We start from the raw sequence: 12,790 nt of genomic DNA, 5'->3' as shown, positions 1-12,790 counted from the left end.
GGCTTGAGGAAGGCGCCATAGAGGCTACCCTTCCGGACGGAAGCTTTCGGGTACTCGGCGGTCGCAAGCCGGGGCCGGTGGCGGTGGTGGAATTGAAAAGCTGGCGCCCGCTGGTTCGCCTGGTCACGACCGGATCGGTAGGTTGGTATCGCAGCTGGGCCGAAGGCGAGTGGACCAGCCCCGATCCGGTTCCGATCTTCGACCTGTTCATGCGCAACCGGCACCCGCTCGGCGAACTCGGCCGGGCGCAGGGACCGCTGCGTCTGTTCAATCTTGTCCTGCACGCGTTCCGCCGGAACAGCCGCGCCAACGCGCGCAAGAACATCGCCTTCCATTATGATCTGGGCAATGATTTCTACGAGCAGTGGCTCGACCGGACGATGAGCTATTCCTCGGCGCTGTTTGCCGAGCCGATCTCGGAGAGCGAGAGCCTCGAAGCCGCCCAGCATCGCAAGGTGTCGGCACTGCTCGATCGCCTCGATCTGCATCCAGGGTCGCGCCTTCTGGAGATCGGTTGCGGATGGGGCGGGCTCGCCGAGATCGCTGCGGCTTGCTATGGCGCCGACGTTACCGGCATCACCCTGTCGGTCGAGCAGAAAGCCTATGCCGATGCGCGCATTGCTGCGGCAGGCCTGTCAGACCGGGCCCGTTTCGAGATCTGCGATTATCGCGATGTCCCTGGCCAGTTCGATGCGGTCGCCAGCGTCGAAATGGTGGAAGCCGTCGGCGAGGAATATTGGCCGGCCTATATGGAGGCCATCGCCCGTGCGCTGAAGCCGGGCGGGCGGGCGGCGATCCAGTATATCGATATCGATGATGCGATCTTTGAGAGCTACCGGACCGACGCCGACTTCATCCAGACCTATATCTTCCCGGGCGGCATGCTGATCTCGGAGAGCCGCTTTCGCGCGGCCGCCGAGAAGGCGGGGCTGCGCTGGGAGCAGCAAAGCCTGCACCGCTTCGGGCTGCATTATTCCGAGACGCTGCGGCGCTGGCGCGAAAGCTTCGACCGTGCGGTTGCCGCCGACACGTTGCCCAAGGGGTTCGACGAGGCCTTCGTGAAGCTGTGGCGCTTCTATCTGATGTATTGCGAAGGCGGTTTCGCGGGAGGCGGGATCGACGTCGTGCAGGTGACGCTGGTCAAGCCCTGAGCCTGTTCTATCGCCGCCGGGGGGAGGGAGGGCGACCGGCCACCCTCTATCTCAAGCTTCGACGCGGATACGCTTGCCGGTCTCGTAACCCTCGGTGGCCAGAGTCAGGATCGCGTTCGCAACAGTCTCGGGGCTCTTCAGCGTCGACTGGTCCTCACCCGGAAAGGCCTTGCGGCGCATTGCGGTGGCGGTCGCGCCCGGATCGACGATCGCGACGCGAACCGGGCTGATATTGGCATTTTCCTGGCCATAGGCGATCAGTAGCGTGTCGAGCGCTGCCTTGGACGCGCCATAGGCGCCCCAATAGGCGCGCGGCGCAGCGCCCACGCTGCTTGTCACGCCGATCAGGCGGCCGGCTTCGCTGGCACGCAGCAGCGGGTCGAAGGCGGCGATCATCTGCTGCTGGGCCATCAGGTTGAGCGTCAGGAGTTTGGCGAACTCCTTCGCGTCGATCGCAGCAACCGGCGCCAGCGTGCCCAGCATCGCGGCGTTCAGCACGAGGATGTCGAGCGAAGACCAGCGTCCGGCAATGGCTTCGGCCAGCCTGGCGATGCTGTCATTCTCCGCCAGGTCGACGGGAGCGATGGTAGCGCTTCCGCCCGCCTTGTGGATTCGCTCCTCCACCTCTTCGAGGCCGCCGGCCGTCCGCGCGACCAATATGACGTGGGCGCCGGCGGCCCCGAGGGCTTCAGCCGTTGCCGCGCCTATGCCGCGCGAAGCGCCCGTGACGAGCGCGGTCTTCCCGGAAAGGGGCTTGGTCATGCGAATGTCCGTCGGTTCAGGCGACGACGCGCTCACCGTTCAGCGCCAGCTGGTCGGTCGGCGTCATTTCCTCATGGTCGGTAAGATGGGTCGGATAGTCGCCGGTGAAGCAGGCATCGCAATAGGTCGGTGCCTTGTCGTCGCGGGACGGTTCGCCGAGCGCCTTGTAGAGACCGTCGATCGAGAGGAAGGCCAGGCTGTCGGCGCCGATATAGGATGCCATCTCGGCGACGTTCATCTGCGCCGCCAGCAGCTTCGCCCGCTCCGGCGTATCGACGCCGTAGAAGCAGCTGTGCCGCGTCGGCGGACTGGCGATGCGCAGATGCACTTCGCGCGCGCCGGCGTCGCGGAGCATCTGCAGGATCTTGACGCTGGTCGTACCGCGCACGATCGAGTCATCGATCAGGACGAGCCGCTTGCCGTCGATCAGCGCGCGGTTTGCATTATGCTTCAGCTTCACGCCGAGGTGACGGACCTGATCGCCGGGCTGGATGAAGGTACGACCGACATAATGCGAACGGATGATGCCCAGCTCGAACGGGATGCCCGATTCCTGAGCATAGCCGATTGCGGCAGGCGTGCCTGAATCGGGCACCGGAACGACCAGATCTGCTTCGACCGGGCTTTCGATCGCGAGTTGCGCGCCGATGCTCTTTCGGACCGAATAGACCGACGAACCGTCGACGATCGAGTCGGGCCGGGAGAAGTACACATGCTCGAAGATGCAGGGGCGGGGGCGCATCTCGGCGAACGGGCGAATCGAGCGGATGCCCTGTTCGGAGACGATCACCAGCTCACCGGGCTCGACCGATCGCAGGAAGGTTGCGCCGACCACGTCGAGCGCCACCGTTTCCGACGCGAAGATATAGGCATCGCCGACGCGGCCGAGGACCAGCGGACGCACGCCGAGTGGATCGCGGCAGGCGATCATGCCTTCGGGCGTCATGCAGATCAGCGAATAGGCACCTTCGACCTGCTTCAGTGCGTCGATGAAGCGATCGAGCAATGTGCGATATTTCGACATCGCGACGAGATGGATGATCGTCTCGGTGTCGCTGGTCGACTGGAAGATCGATCCGCCACGCACCAGGTCGCGGCGCAGCTTCATCGCGTTGGAGATATTGCCGTTATGCGCGATCGCGAAGCCGCCCGAGGACAATTCGGCGAACAGCGGCTGCACGTTGCGCAATGCGGTCTCGCCCGTCGTCGAGTAGCGAACATGGCCGCAGGCGACACGGCCGGGAAGGCTGCGAATGACCTCGTCACGGTCGAAATTGCCCGCGACATGGCCCATTGCCCGATGGGTGTGGAAGGCATGGCCGTCCCAGCTCGTGATGCCGGCAGCCTCCTGCCCCCGGTGCTGCAGGGCGTGGAGCCCCAGAGCAACCATGGCTGAGGCCGTATCGGCGCCCCAAATCCCGAATATCCCGCACTCTTCGCGCAGCTTGTCGTCGTCAAATGGATGCGTGGTGAGCATCGCGAATCCCATCGCGGTGGCCGATAGCGGCGCATATAGTCACCGACTGAGGCTTTGTCGCCCCACTGTCACAAGTTTATTGCAGCCGATGTCGAAATCGGTGTGGCCTCTTGCCTCGATGCGCGCTTTCGACCATCGCCTCGGGCATGGACCAGGATCGTGAAAAGGGCAGCAGGCTGCTCCCCCGCTTTGACGCCACCGGGCTGATTACGGCGGTCGTCACCGACCATCGAAGCGGTGAAGTGCTGATGCTCGCCCATATGAACGAAGAGGCGTTGCAGGCGACGATGGCCTCGGGCGAGGCGACCTTCTTTTCCCGCTCGCGCAATCGGCTGTGGAAGAAGGGAGAGACGAGCGGCAATGTGATGCGGGTCGTCGAAGCCCGCATAGATTGCGATCAGGACGCCGTCTGGCTGCGCTGCGAACCGGCAGGTCCGGCCTGTCACACCGGCGAGCGCAGTTGCTTTTATCGCCGCATCGAAAGCGATGGCGAGACGCTTCATCGCGTTCATTCACCAGAAAAGTGAAGCACTTTAGACTAAAGTTGCAATCGTTTGAGCATCGGTGATTGCGACGCCTGGCTCCCCTGCCGTAAGGGCAAGCCATAGTCTTAAGAGGTAATAGAATTGGCTTCCAACCCCGTACCCGCCGTCCGTGATACGGACGCGCATGTTCCCGACAGTTACACCATCTCCGAAATGGCCCGCGCTTTCGAAATCACCCCGCGCGCGCTGCGTTTTTACGAAGAGGAAGGGCTGATTGCACCGCGTCGTGAAGGTGCAGCCCGCATCTATTCGCGGCGCGATTGGCGTCGTGTGTCGCTGATATTGCGCGGCAAGGCGGTCGGCTTCAGCCTCGACGAAATCGGCGAGCTTCTCGACCTTTATGATCCCCGCGACAACGGCGCCGCACAACGTCAGGCGGCCAAGCGCTATTGCGAGCTCAAGGAAGACGAACTGCAGCGTCAGCGCGAGGCGATCGAAACGAAGATGGCCGAACTGCGCAGTTTTGCGGTGAAGCTCGACGGCAAATGTAACTGAATTCCGGACATTCGTGGTTAACGGCGCGCTAGGGACCGATATTAACCCTCTTTTCGGTTCCGGGCGCGCCGGACCCATGGCATCTTGTTGCAATGAACCAGGGTCCCCGGGAGATTCGGCTGCGCGGCAGGCTCGTGGAGAGCCTCTACACCGAAGCCATGCTGTTGGCCGACGAGGCGCGCGCCTATTTCGAGCATCGCGGCCGTGACGACCGGGACGCACTCGACCCGCTCTCGCGGGTCACGATGAGCTGCGAATCACTCAAGGTCACGACCCGGTTGATGCACGTCCTCGCCTGGCTGTTGACCGAACGGGCGATCGAACTCGGCCAGATGAGCGACGAGGAAGCGCAGGCATCTGCCCGGCGCCTCGGCGACGCTGCCGGATCGGAGCGGGCGGTGCTCGACAGCCTGCCGACGCAGGCTCGCGCACTGGTCGATGCAAGCCTCGATCTCTATGCCCGCGTTCGTCGCCTGGAAGGCGATGCCCCCGATCTGTCGGGCCCTGCGGTCAGCCCCGCACTCAGCTTGCTGGACCGGCTCGAACGGGCCTTCTAAGGAAGGTCGGGGGGAGTCGCGGCCAGGTCGGCCGCCAAGGGGCCTGTTAATGCCGAATGACGTGAAGTCCGGAGCCAGAGGCAAGAGCGCCGTAAGCAGCATATCCGATCTGGCGCGCCTTGCCGGCGTGTCGGCCTCCACCGTGTCGCGGGCCCTTGCCGGCAGCAAGATGATCAGCCTCGACACCCGGACCAAGATCAATGCGCTGGCCCGCGAGCATGGCTTCCGCCTGAACCAGATGGCGCGGAACCTGCGGCTCAAGCGGACCAACGCCATCGGGATCGTCTTTCCGCTCGGTCATGAGGTTGGCCAGCACGTCTCCGATCCTTTCTTCATCACCATACTCGGCCATGTCGCCGATGCGGTGACCGATCGCGGCTATGATCTGCTGCTGACCCGCGTAATTCCCACCGACAAGCTGTGGCTGGATTCGCTCGCCAATTCGGGGCGCCTCGACGGCGTGATCGTGATCGGCCAGTCGAATCAGGAGGACGTGCTTGCCGAGGCCGCCGAGAATTATTCGACGCTGGTCGTCTGGGGCGAGTTCAGTGAAGGACAGAAATACTGCTCTGTCGGTACAGACAATGTCGCAGGCGGCTGCATCGCGGCGCGGCACCTGATCGAAAAGGGACGCCGCCATATCCTGTTCGCCGGCCATGCCGACGTGCCCGAGATCAGTGCGCGCTATGAGGGGTTCCTCGCCGCGCACCGCGAAGCGGGGATCGAGCCGGCGGGCGTTTTGCCCGCGTCGCTGACTCCCGAAGGCGCCTATCAGTTGTTCGTCGATCATCTGGCGGAGAACCGCGCGCCCGACGGAATCGTCGCGGCCTCGGACGTCATCGCCATGGCGGCGGTACGCGCGTTGGCTGATCGCGGCCTGTCGGTCCCCGGCGATGTCTCCGTTATCGGGTATGACGACGTGCCGACCGCCGCGCAGTTCAGCCCGGCGCTGACCACCATAAGGCAGGATATTCGCCGCGGCGCTTTCGAGATGGTCGACCGGCTGTTCCGGCGGATCGGCGGAGAAGAATGCGACTCGGTGGTGATGGAACCGATGCTGGTATTGCGCGCCTCCGACTGAGGTTCAGCCCGGACGCCGCCAGCGGACGAGGCGCCATAGATACAGGCCTGCCATGAGCACTAGCGCGATGGTCGCGGCTGTATCGAGCCAGACCTCCATCTCGGAAAAGCGGGTGCCGAGCAGCCAGCCGCCCAGCGCGAGCATCGCCGACCATCCGATCGTGCCGAGGGCCGACCAGGCAATGAAGGGCAGAAGCGGCATGCGCAGCAGGCCGGCGGGCACCGAGATCAGCGACCGGAGAGTCGGCGTCATCCGCCCGACGAAAACGACGAGATAGCCGTGCCGCGAAAACCACCGCTCGGCGCGCTCGACCTCGGTCCAATCGAGCGTCAGCCAGCGGCCATGGCGTTCGATCAGCGGCCGGAATCGCTCCATGCCGAGCCAGCGTGCGGCCAGATACCAGAGAAGATTGCCCAGCATCGCACCGGCGGAACCCGACAGGATCGCGCCCGGCAACGAGAGGATGCCCTTCGCCGCCTGCAGCCCTGCCATCGACATGATCACTTCGGACGGAAGGGGCGGAAAGACTGTCTCCGCCAGCATCAGCAGGAACAGGCCGAAATAGCCGCCATCGGCTATCAGCCGCTGTATCCAGTCGCTCATTCGGACCTTTTCTGGCGGGTCAGCGAGCGCGCAGGCGGGCTTCGATCGCGTCCAAGATCAGCGCGGGCGTGTCGGTGCCGTTGAAGCGGTCGATCGCGACGATCCCGGTGGGGGAGGTCACGTTGATTTCGGTCAGGTGCCCCGCGATGACGTCGATCCCGACGAAGATCAGCCCGCGCGCGGCGAGATCGGGGCCGAGCGCGGCGCAGATTTCCTCCTCCCGCGCGGTCAGTTCGGTCGCATCGGCGCGGCCGCCAGCCGCCAGGTTGGACCGGATCTCGCCGGCCTTGGGCAGGCGGTTGATCGCGCCCGTCACCTTGCCGTCGACGAGGACGATCCGCTTGTCGCCCTTGGACACGTCGGGAAGAAAGGCCTGCACCATGAAGGGCTCGCGCCACACCTGTCCGAACAATTCGGTCAGCGCGGCGAGATTGGCGTCGTTGCGGCCCACATGGAACACCGCCGACCCGGCGTTGCCGTAGAGCGGCTTGACCACGACCTCACCATGCTCGGCATGGAAGGCGCGCGCATCTTCCAGCCGGCGGGTGATCATCGTCGGCGGCATGAAGCGCGCATAATCGAGCACGAACAGCTTTTCGGGGGCGTTGCGCACCGAGGCGGGGTCGTTGACCACCAGCGTCTTGTGCTGGATGCGCTCGAGCAGATGCGTGGCGGTGATATAGGCGAGGTCGAACGGCGGGTCCTGCCGCATCAGGACGACGTCGACATCGTCCGCCAGATCGATGACCTCGACCTCACCGACCGCGAAATGGTCCCCCGCCACGCGCTGCAGCTTCAGGATCGGCCGCGCCGGCGCCATCACCCGACCGTCGCGGTAGCAGAGGTCGCCCGCCTGATAATGCCAGAGCTTGTGGCCGCGCTCGAGCGCGCCGAGCATGATCGCGAAGGTGGAATCGCCCGCGATGTTGATCGTCTCCAGAGGGTCCATCTGGACGGCGACGGCGAGGGTCATGGCGGGCTCCGTAAGTTGCGCCGTTCATCTAGGGGTTTGCAGGTCGTTCCGCTACCCCCACCGGGCGTCAGCCATGCCAGACGTTGCGCAGATGGATCGGCAGCCGCCAGGGCCGCAACAGGATGACGTCGATCCGCACCTCTTCGGCGCCGCTGCCATAGCGGGGCAGAAGTGCATGGGCGGCAGCGACCATCCGCCGCAGGCGCTGCTCGTCGATGGCGAGATCCAGCGCCTCCTGCGTCCCCCGCGTCTTGACCTCGACGAAGGCGAGGGTGCGGCTGCGGCGGGCGATGAGATCGACCTCGCCGCGACCCGTCTTCACGCGACGCCCCACGATTCTCCAGCCGTGTAGTCTGAGCCACCAGGCGGCAGCGGTTTCGCCATGGCGGCCCTGGCGTTCGGCCGCCTGCCGGTTCAATCTCGTCCATCCTTCATCGCCATCGCCTTTGCGTAGAGGTCGCGGCGGTTGAGGCCCGTTGCGCGGGCGACTTCGCCCGCTGCCTTGGCGGCGGGGAGGTGCTGGAGGGCGGTCCGGAGCAGCGCTTCGGCGTCGTCCTGGGTGGCGGCAGGTGTCGGGCCGGGCGGGCCGACCACGATCACGATCTCGCCCTTGGGGCCTGCCTCGGCATAGCGATCGGCCAGGACCGGCAGCGGGGCGGCGACGCTCTCTTCGAAGCGCTTGCTGATCTCCCGGACGACGGCGGCTTCGCGGTCGCCCAGGCCTTTGGCGAGGGCGGCGAGGGTGGCGCCGAGGCGCGAGCCCGATTCGTAGAGGATCAGCGTCGCGCGGATGGATGCCACCTCCTCGATCGATTCGGCACGGGCCTTTTCCTTGGACGGCAGGAAACCGAGGAAGAAGAAGCGATCGGTGGGAAGGCCGGCGAGCGTCAGTGCAGCGACGGCGGCACAGGGGCCTGGGATGGTGGTGACGGCGATACCGGCGGCGCGGGCATCGCGGACGAGCTTGTAACCGGGATCCGAGATCAGCGGCGTGCCTGCGTCGGAGACGAGCGCGACCGGCGCATGGGCCATCCGCTCGACCAGTCCGGGACGCACCTTGTCGGCGTTGTGGTCGTGATAGGGGGTCATCGGCCGCTTGATGCCGAGATGGTGGAGCAGCTTCGCGGTGACCCGGCTGTCCTCCACCGCAATCGCTTCGACGCGCGATAGGATCGATGCGGCGCGCGGCGACAGGTCACCCAAGTTGCCGATCGGGGTGGCCACGATATAGAGGCCTGGGGGGAGGGGTGCTTCGGATGCCTGGGCATCGGTCGCGTCCGTTTCGACAAACTGGCTCATAAGGCGGAACTGATGGCAGAGGCTGTTGCACATAGGCAAGCTGGACATGCATGGCTCAAGGGAGCGGTGCTCGGACTGGCCGCCCTGCTGGCGGGCTGCCAGGGCATGGTACCCAAGGGTCGGCCGGGCCCGGCCACACCGGTCCCGGTGGAGAAGGAGGACGGTAGCGACGTCCCGCAGGACAGTGCCCGGCACCGCGTCGCCCTGCTGGTGCCGCTGAGCGGCGCCAATGCGGCGGTCGGGCAGTCGATCGCCAATGCCGCAACGATGGCGCTGATCGACACCGGCAACAAATCGCTGCGGATGACGACCTATGACACGGCCGGCGGAGCGGTGGCGGCAGCTAACCGCGCGATCGCGGACGGCAATGTCCTGTTCCTGGGGCCGCTCCTGTCCGAGGATGCGGCTGCGGTGGCCCCGGCGGCGCGCAAGGCAGGGATCGCGGTGATTTCCTATTCGAACGACGTGGCGGTTGCCGGCAATGGCGTGTTCGTCATGGGCTTCTCGCCCACCCAGTCGATCGACCGGGTCATCCGCTTTGCCCGGTCCAAGGGGATGCAACGCTTCGCCGCGCTGATTCCGACCGGGCAATATGGGCGCAACGCATCCACCGCGATCATCCATTCGGTCGAGAGTGCCGATGGCAATCTCGTCGCGATGAAGAGCTATGAACGCACGAGCGCTTCATTGCAGAAGGCGGTAGCGGATCTCGGGCGGACCCAGCAGGAATGGGATGCGGTTCTCGTTGCCGACAATGCGCGGCTGGCGGCGGGCGCCGTTCCGATGCTGCGGAAGGTCTCGCCGGCCAAGGCGAAGATATTGGGCACCGAATTGTGGGCGGCCGAACAATCGGCGCTGACCGCACCCGCGCTTTCTGGGGCCTGGTTCGCCAGTGTTTCGGACGCGCGCTATCGCCAGCTCGCGACGGCCTATCGCCGCCAGTTCGGCAAGGCGCCGTTCCGTCTTGCAAGCCTGGGCTATGATTCGATGTTGCTGGTGGTGAAGATCGCGGCGGACTGGAAGGTCGGCTCGAAATTTCCCGTGGGCGCCTTGCGCGACAAGGACGGTTTCGTCGGCGTCGACGGTGCGTTCCGTTTCGGAATGAACGGCGTGGCCGAACGCGCGCTGGAGGTGGGCGAAGCGAGCCCTGCCGGCGTGAAGACCGTGTCGCCGGCGCCGAGCAGCTTCAAGGAGTAATTGGCATAAGTGGGTTTGGATGCTGAGGGCGGCGGCAATGCCGGGCATCGTCCGCCGCCGTCCTGCATTCAGAGCGCGACGACCACACCGATCGCGAGCGCCTGTGCTGCGATCGCGAGGAGCGCAGTGGTGGCACCTTCAAAATAACGCATTTTTTCTTTTCCTGCGAACGTGTTTTGTTATCTCGCACATGCGATTGTGCGGTGCAGCGCGCTCTATGCATGTCATCGATTCGACGCAATTTCGTAACAAGTTGGCGCGGTTGCATTTTCTGCAATCAGGCTGTGACGATCTCGCTCAATATGCCGTCGAGCAGCAGCGCTCCCGCGCCGGTCACGCGCAACTGCCCGCCGTTCAGGGTAACCAGCCCCTGGCGGTCAAGGCGGGCGACGGCGCGGTCGTCGACAAGCGCCTCGACCGACAGACCGGAAAGGCGGGCGATCCGCGCGAGATCGACGCCTTCGACGAGGCGTAGTCCCATGATCAGCGCCTCCTGCGCCCGCTCGCGCCCGCTCAGTGTTTCTTCCACCTCTATGCCATGCCCGATCTCGCCGACCCGCCTCAGCCAGTTCTCGGGTTTCTTGCGCCGGGCCGTAGCGATCCCGTCGCGGCGCCCATGCGCGCCGGGGCCGATCCCGGCATAATTGCCATAACGCCAATAGGTCAGGTTGTGCCGGCTCTCGGCACCGGGCCGGGCATGGTTAGAGGTCTCATAAGCGGGCAGACCAGCCGCCGCCATTCGCGCCCTCGTCGCTTCGAACTGAAGCGCGGCGCTATCGGGGTCGAGCGGTACCAGTTCGCCGCGCGCGAAGCGCGTCGCGAATTGGGTGCCGGGTTCGATCGTCAGTTGATAGAGCGAGACATGTTCGGTCCCGAAGGCAAGCGCCCGTTCGAGTTCGGCCAGCCAGTCGTCGAGGCTCTGCTCCGGGCGGGCATAAATCAGGTCGATGCTGACCCGCCCGAAATGCGACTGGGCGGTCGACAGCGCCTTCAGGCTCTCCGCGACGCCATGGGCGCGGCCCAGCCAGCCGAGTGTCCGATCGTCGAGCGCCTGGAGGCCCAGCGAGACGCGGTTGACTCCCGCTGCCGCTAGATCGCCGAAGCGCGCGGCCTCGACCGAGGAGGGGTTGGCTTCGAGGGTGATCTCGAGACCGGGCGCGACCGCCCAATGATCGGCAGCGGCCTCGATCAGCGCTGCGACCGTCGCGGGCGGTATCAGCGATGGCGTCCCTCCGCCGAAGAAGATCGATGTCAGGCGGCGACCGGGAAGCAGGGATGCTTCATGCGCGAGGTCGGCGAGCAACGCCTCGCGCCACTCGTCCTGGTCGACATGCGACCGGACATGGCTGTTGAAATCGCAATAGGGGCATTTGGAAACGCAGAAGGGCCAGTGAATGTAGAGGGCGAGATCACTCTCGCCCATCTCCATCGGCCGGAGCCGGTCGGTCACCGCGCTCGCATCACGGCTGGAAGACAGCCGCGACCAACTGGGTGAAGGCATCGGCCCGGTGGCTCATCGCATGCTTGGCCTGGGGCTCCATCTCGCCAAAGCTGATGTCATGGCCGAGCGGCTGGAACATCGCGTCATAGCCGAAGCCGTTCTCGCCGCGCGGCGGCCAGATCAGGAGGCCGTCGACCCGGCCTTCAAAGCTTTCGACATGACCGTCGGGCCAGGCGATCGACAGCGCGCAGATGAAGTGGGCATCGCGGCCCGCTTCGGGGCCTTGTTGTTCAAGACGATCATGGACGCGGCGCATGGCCTCGTCGAAGTCGCGGCTGCCATCCTCGCGCTCCGCCCAGCGCGCCGAGAATATGCCTGGCTCGCCGCCCAGCGCCTCGACGCACAGGCCGCTATCGTCGGCCAGCGCCGGCAGCCCGGTGAGATCGGCCGAGAAGCGGGCCTTGAGTTCGGCATTGGCGATGAAGGTGGTGCCCGTCTCTTCGGGTTCGGGCACGCCCAGCGCGCCGGCCGACACCGTCTCGATTCCGAACGGCGCGAGCAGTTCGGCGATCTCGCGCAGCTTGCCCTTGTTGTGGCTGGCAATCACCAGCTTGCCGGGCGCCAGCTTGCGGTGAACGATGTCGGCCGCGGCGGTCACCGGCCGGTGGCCTTGCGCTGTGCAGCGAAGATTTCGCCGCAGCCGATGCGGGCCAGACGGAGCAGGCGCAGCAGCGCTTCCTCGTCATAGGTCGCACCCTCGGCGGTCGCCTGTGCCTCGGCGATATTGCCATTGTCGAGCAGCACGAAATTGGCGTCGGCATGGGCGTTCGAATCCTCGATATAGTCGAGGTCGAGGACGGGCGTACCCTGATGGATGCCGCAGGAGACCGCCGCGACCTGCGCGGTGATCGGATCCTCGGTCAGCGCGCCCGAGGCGAGCAGCTTGTCGACCGCCAGCCGCAACGCGACCCAGCCGCCCGAGATCGCCGCGGTGCGGGTGCCGCCATCAGCCTGGATGACGTCGCAATCGATCACGATCTGGCGCTCACCGAGCTTTTCCATGTCGACCACGGCGCGCAGCGAGCGGCCGATGAGGCGCTGGATTTCCTGCGTGCGGCCGGACTGCTTACCCTTGGCGGCCTCGCGGCTGCCACGGGTGTGGGTGGCGCGGGGCAGCATGCCATATTCGGCGGTGACCCAGCCCTGGCC

At 65.6% G+C, this 12,790-nt stretch carries 15 protein-coding genes; 6 read left to right on the top strand and 9 right to left on the bottom strand.

The window, feature by feature from the left end:
• On the top strand, positions 1–1,151 hold a 1,151-nt coding region (locus KAY22_RS17830; RefSeq protein WP_296624647.1), incomplete at its 5' end, for a cyclopropane-fatty-acyl-phospholipid synthase family protein.
• Between the two features lie 51 nt (positions 1,152–1,202).
• Here the strand turns inward: KAY22_RS17830 and KAY22_RS17825 are convergent.
• Together KAY22_RS17825 and purF are read right to left on the bottom strand one after the other, a co-directional pair.
• A complete protein-coding gene (locus tag KAY22_RS17825) occupies positions 1,203–1,913 on the bottom strand; it encodes an SDR family NAD(P)-dependent oxidoreductase (RefSeq protein ID WP_296624646.1) in 711 nt (236 codons plus the stop codon).
• Between the two features lie 16 nt (positions 1,914–1,929).
• Positions 1,930–3,390, bottom strand: coding sequence for an amidophosphoribosyltransferase (gene purF, locus KAY22_RS17820; RefSeq protein ID WP_296624645.1), 1,461 nt, complete (start codon positions 3,388–3,390; stop codon positions 1,930–1,932).
• 146 nt (positions 3,391–3,536) lie between these two features.
• On the opposite strand from purF, the gene hisI reads away from it, so the two are divergent.
• From hisI to KAY22_RS17800, 4 genes are all read left to right on the top strand, one after another.
• A complete protein-coding gene (gene hisI / locus KAY22_RS17815) occupies positions 3,537–3,917 on the top strand; it encodes a phosphoribosyl-AMP cyclohydrolase (RefSeq protein ID WP_296624644.1) in 381 nt (126 codons plus the stop codon).
• Positions 3,918–4,016: 99 nt separating this feature from the next.
• Complete coding sequence (locus KAY22_RS17810) at positions 4,017–4,430, top strand: MerR family DNA-binding transcriptional regulator (RefSeq protein ID WP_296624643.1); 414 nt, start codon at positions 4,017–4,019, stop codon at positions 4,428–4,430.
• Between the two features lie 92 nt (positions 4,431–4,522).
• The gene (locus KAY22_RS17805; RefSeq protein ID WP_296624642.1) at positions 4,523–4,987 is read left to right on the top strand and encodes a DUF1465 family protein; all 465 of its coding nucleotides are present in this window, start codon (positions 4,523–4,525) and stop codon (positions 4,985–4,987) included.
• 49 nt (positions 4,988–5,036) lie between these two features.
• Entirely contained in the window at positions 5,037–6,068 is a 1,032-nt protein-coding gene (locus KAY22_RS17800; RefSeq protein ID WP_296624641.1) for a LacI family DNA-binding transcriptional regulator, read from the top strand.
• A 3-nt stretch (positions 6,069–6,071) separates the two neighbouring features.
• Here the strand turns inward: KAY22_RS17800 and KAY22_RS17795 are convergent, their stop codons facing one another.
• The 4 genes from KAY22_RS17795 to rsmI form a co-directional block, all read right to left on the bottom strand.
• On the bottom strand, positions 6,072–6,671 hold the full coding sequence (locus tag KAY22_RS17795; protein ID WP_296624640.1) for a DedA family protein: 600 nt from the start codon (positions 6,669–6,671) through the stop codon (positions 6,072–6,074).
• Between the two features lie 19 nt (positions 6,672–6,690).
• Positions 6,691–7,644, bottom strand: a complete 954-nt coding sequence (gene gshB / locus KAY22_RS17790; RefSeq protein WP_296624639.1) for a glutathione synthase — start codon at positions 7,642–7,644, stop codon at positions 6,691–6,693.
• 67 nt (positions 7,645–7,711) lie between these two features.
• Positions 7,712–8,062, bottom strand: coding sequence for a YraN family protein (locus KAY22_RS17785; RefSeq protein ID WP_296624638.1), 351 nt, complete (start codon positions 8,060–8,062; stop codon positions 7,712–7,714).
• Positions 8,059–8,943, bottom strand: coding sequence for a 16S rRNA (cytidine(1402)-2'-O)-methyltransferase (gene rsmI, locus KAY22_RS17780; protein ID WP_296624649.1), 885 nt, complete (start codon positions 8,941–8,943; stop codon positions 8,059–8,061). Before rsmI ends, KAY22_RS17785 begins: the two co-directional genes overlap by 4 nt.
• Before the next feature lie 12 nt (positions 8,944–8,955).
• On the opposite strand from rsmI, the gene KAY22_RS17775 reads away from it, so the two are divergent.
• Complete coding sequence (locus KAY22_RS17775; RefSeq protein ID WP_296624637.1) at positions 8,956–10,140, top strand: penicillin-binding protein activator; 1,185 nt, start codon at positions 8,956–8,958, stop codon at positions 10,138–10,140.
• Between the two features lie 277 nt (positions 10,141–10,417).
• Here the strand turns inward: KAY22_RS17775 and hemW are convergent, their stop codons facing one another.
• The 3 genes from hemW to rph all read right to left on the bottom strand — a co-directional run.
• Positions 10,418–11,563 (bottom strand): radical SAM family heme chaperone HemW, encoded by a 1,146-nt coding sequence (gene hemW / locus KAY22_RS17770; RefSeq protein WP_296624648.1) that lies wholly within the window; start codon positions 11,561–11,563, stop codon positions 10,418–10,420.
• Positions 11,564–11,600: 37 nt separating this feature from the next.
• A complete protein-coding gene (rdgB, locus tag KAY22_RS17765; protein WP_296624636.1) occupies positions 11,601–12,239 on the bottom strand; it encodes an RdgB/HAM1 family non-canonical purine NTP pyrophosphatase in 639 nt (212 codons plus the stop codon).
• Positions 12,236–12,790 (bottom strand): ribonuclease PH (rph, locus tag KAY22_RS17760; RefSeq protein ID WP_296624635.1); only part of this gene is annotated, 555 nt, incomplete at its 5' end. The genes rdgB and rph, both read right to left, overlap by 4 nt.

The sequence above is a fragment of the Rhizorhabdus sp. genome, assembly GCF_018006725.1.
Taxonomy (GTDB): Bacteria; Pseudomonadota; Alphaproteobacteria; order Sphingomonadales; family Sphingomonadaceae; genus Rhizorhabdus.
The sequence above is the reverse complement of the archived record's forward strand: the minus strand, read 5'-3'. Positions and strand labels throughout refer to the sequence as shown.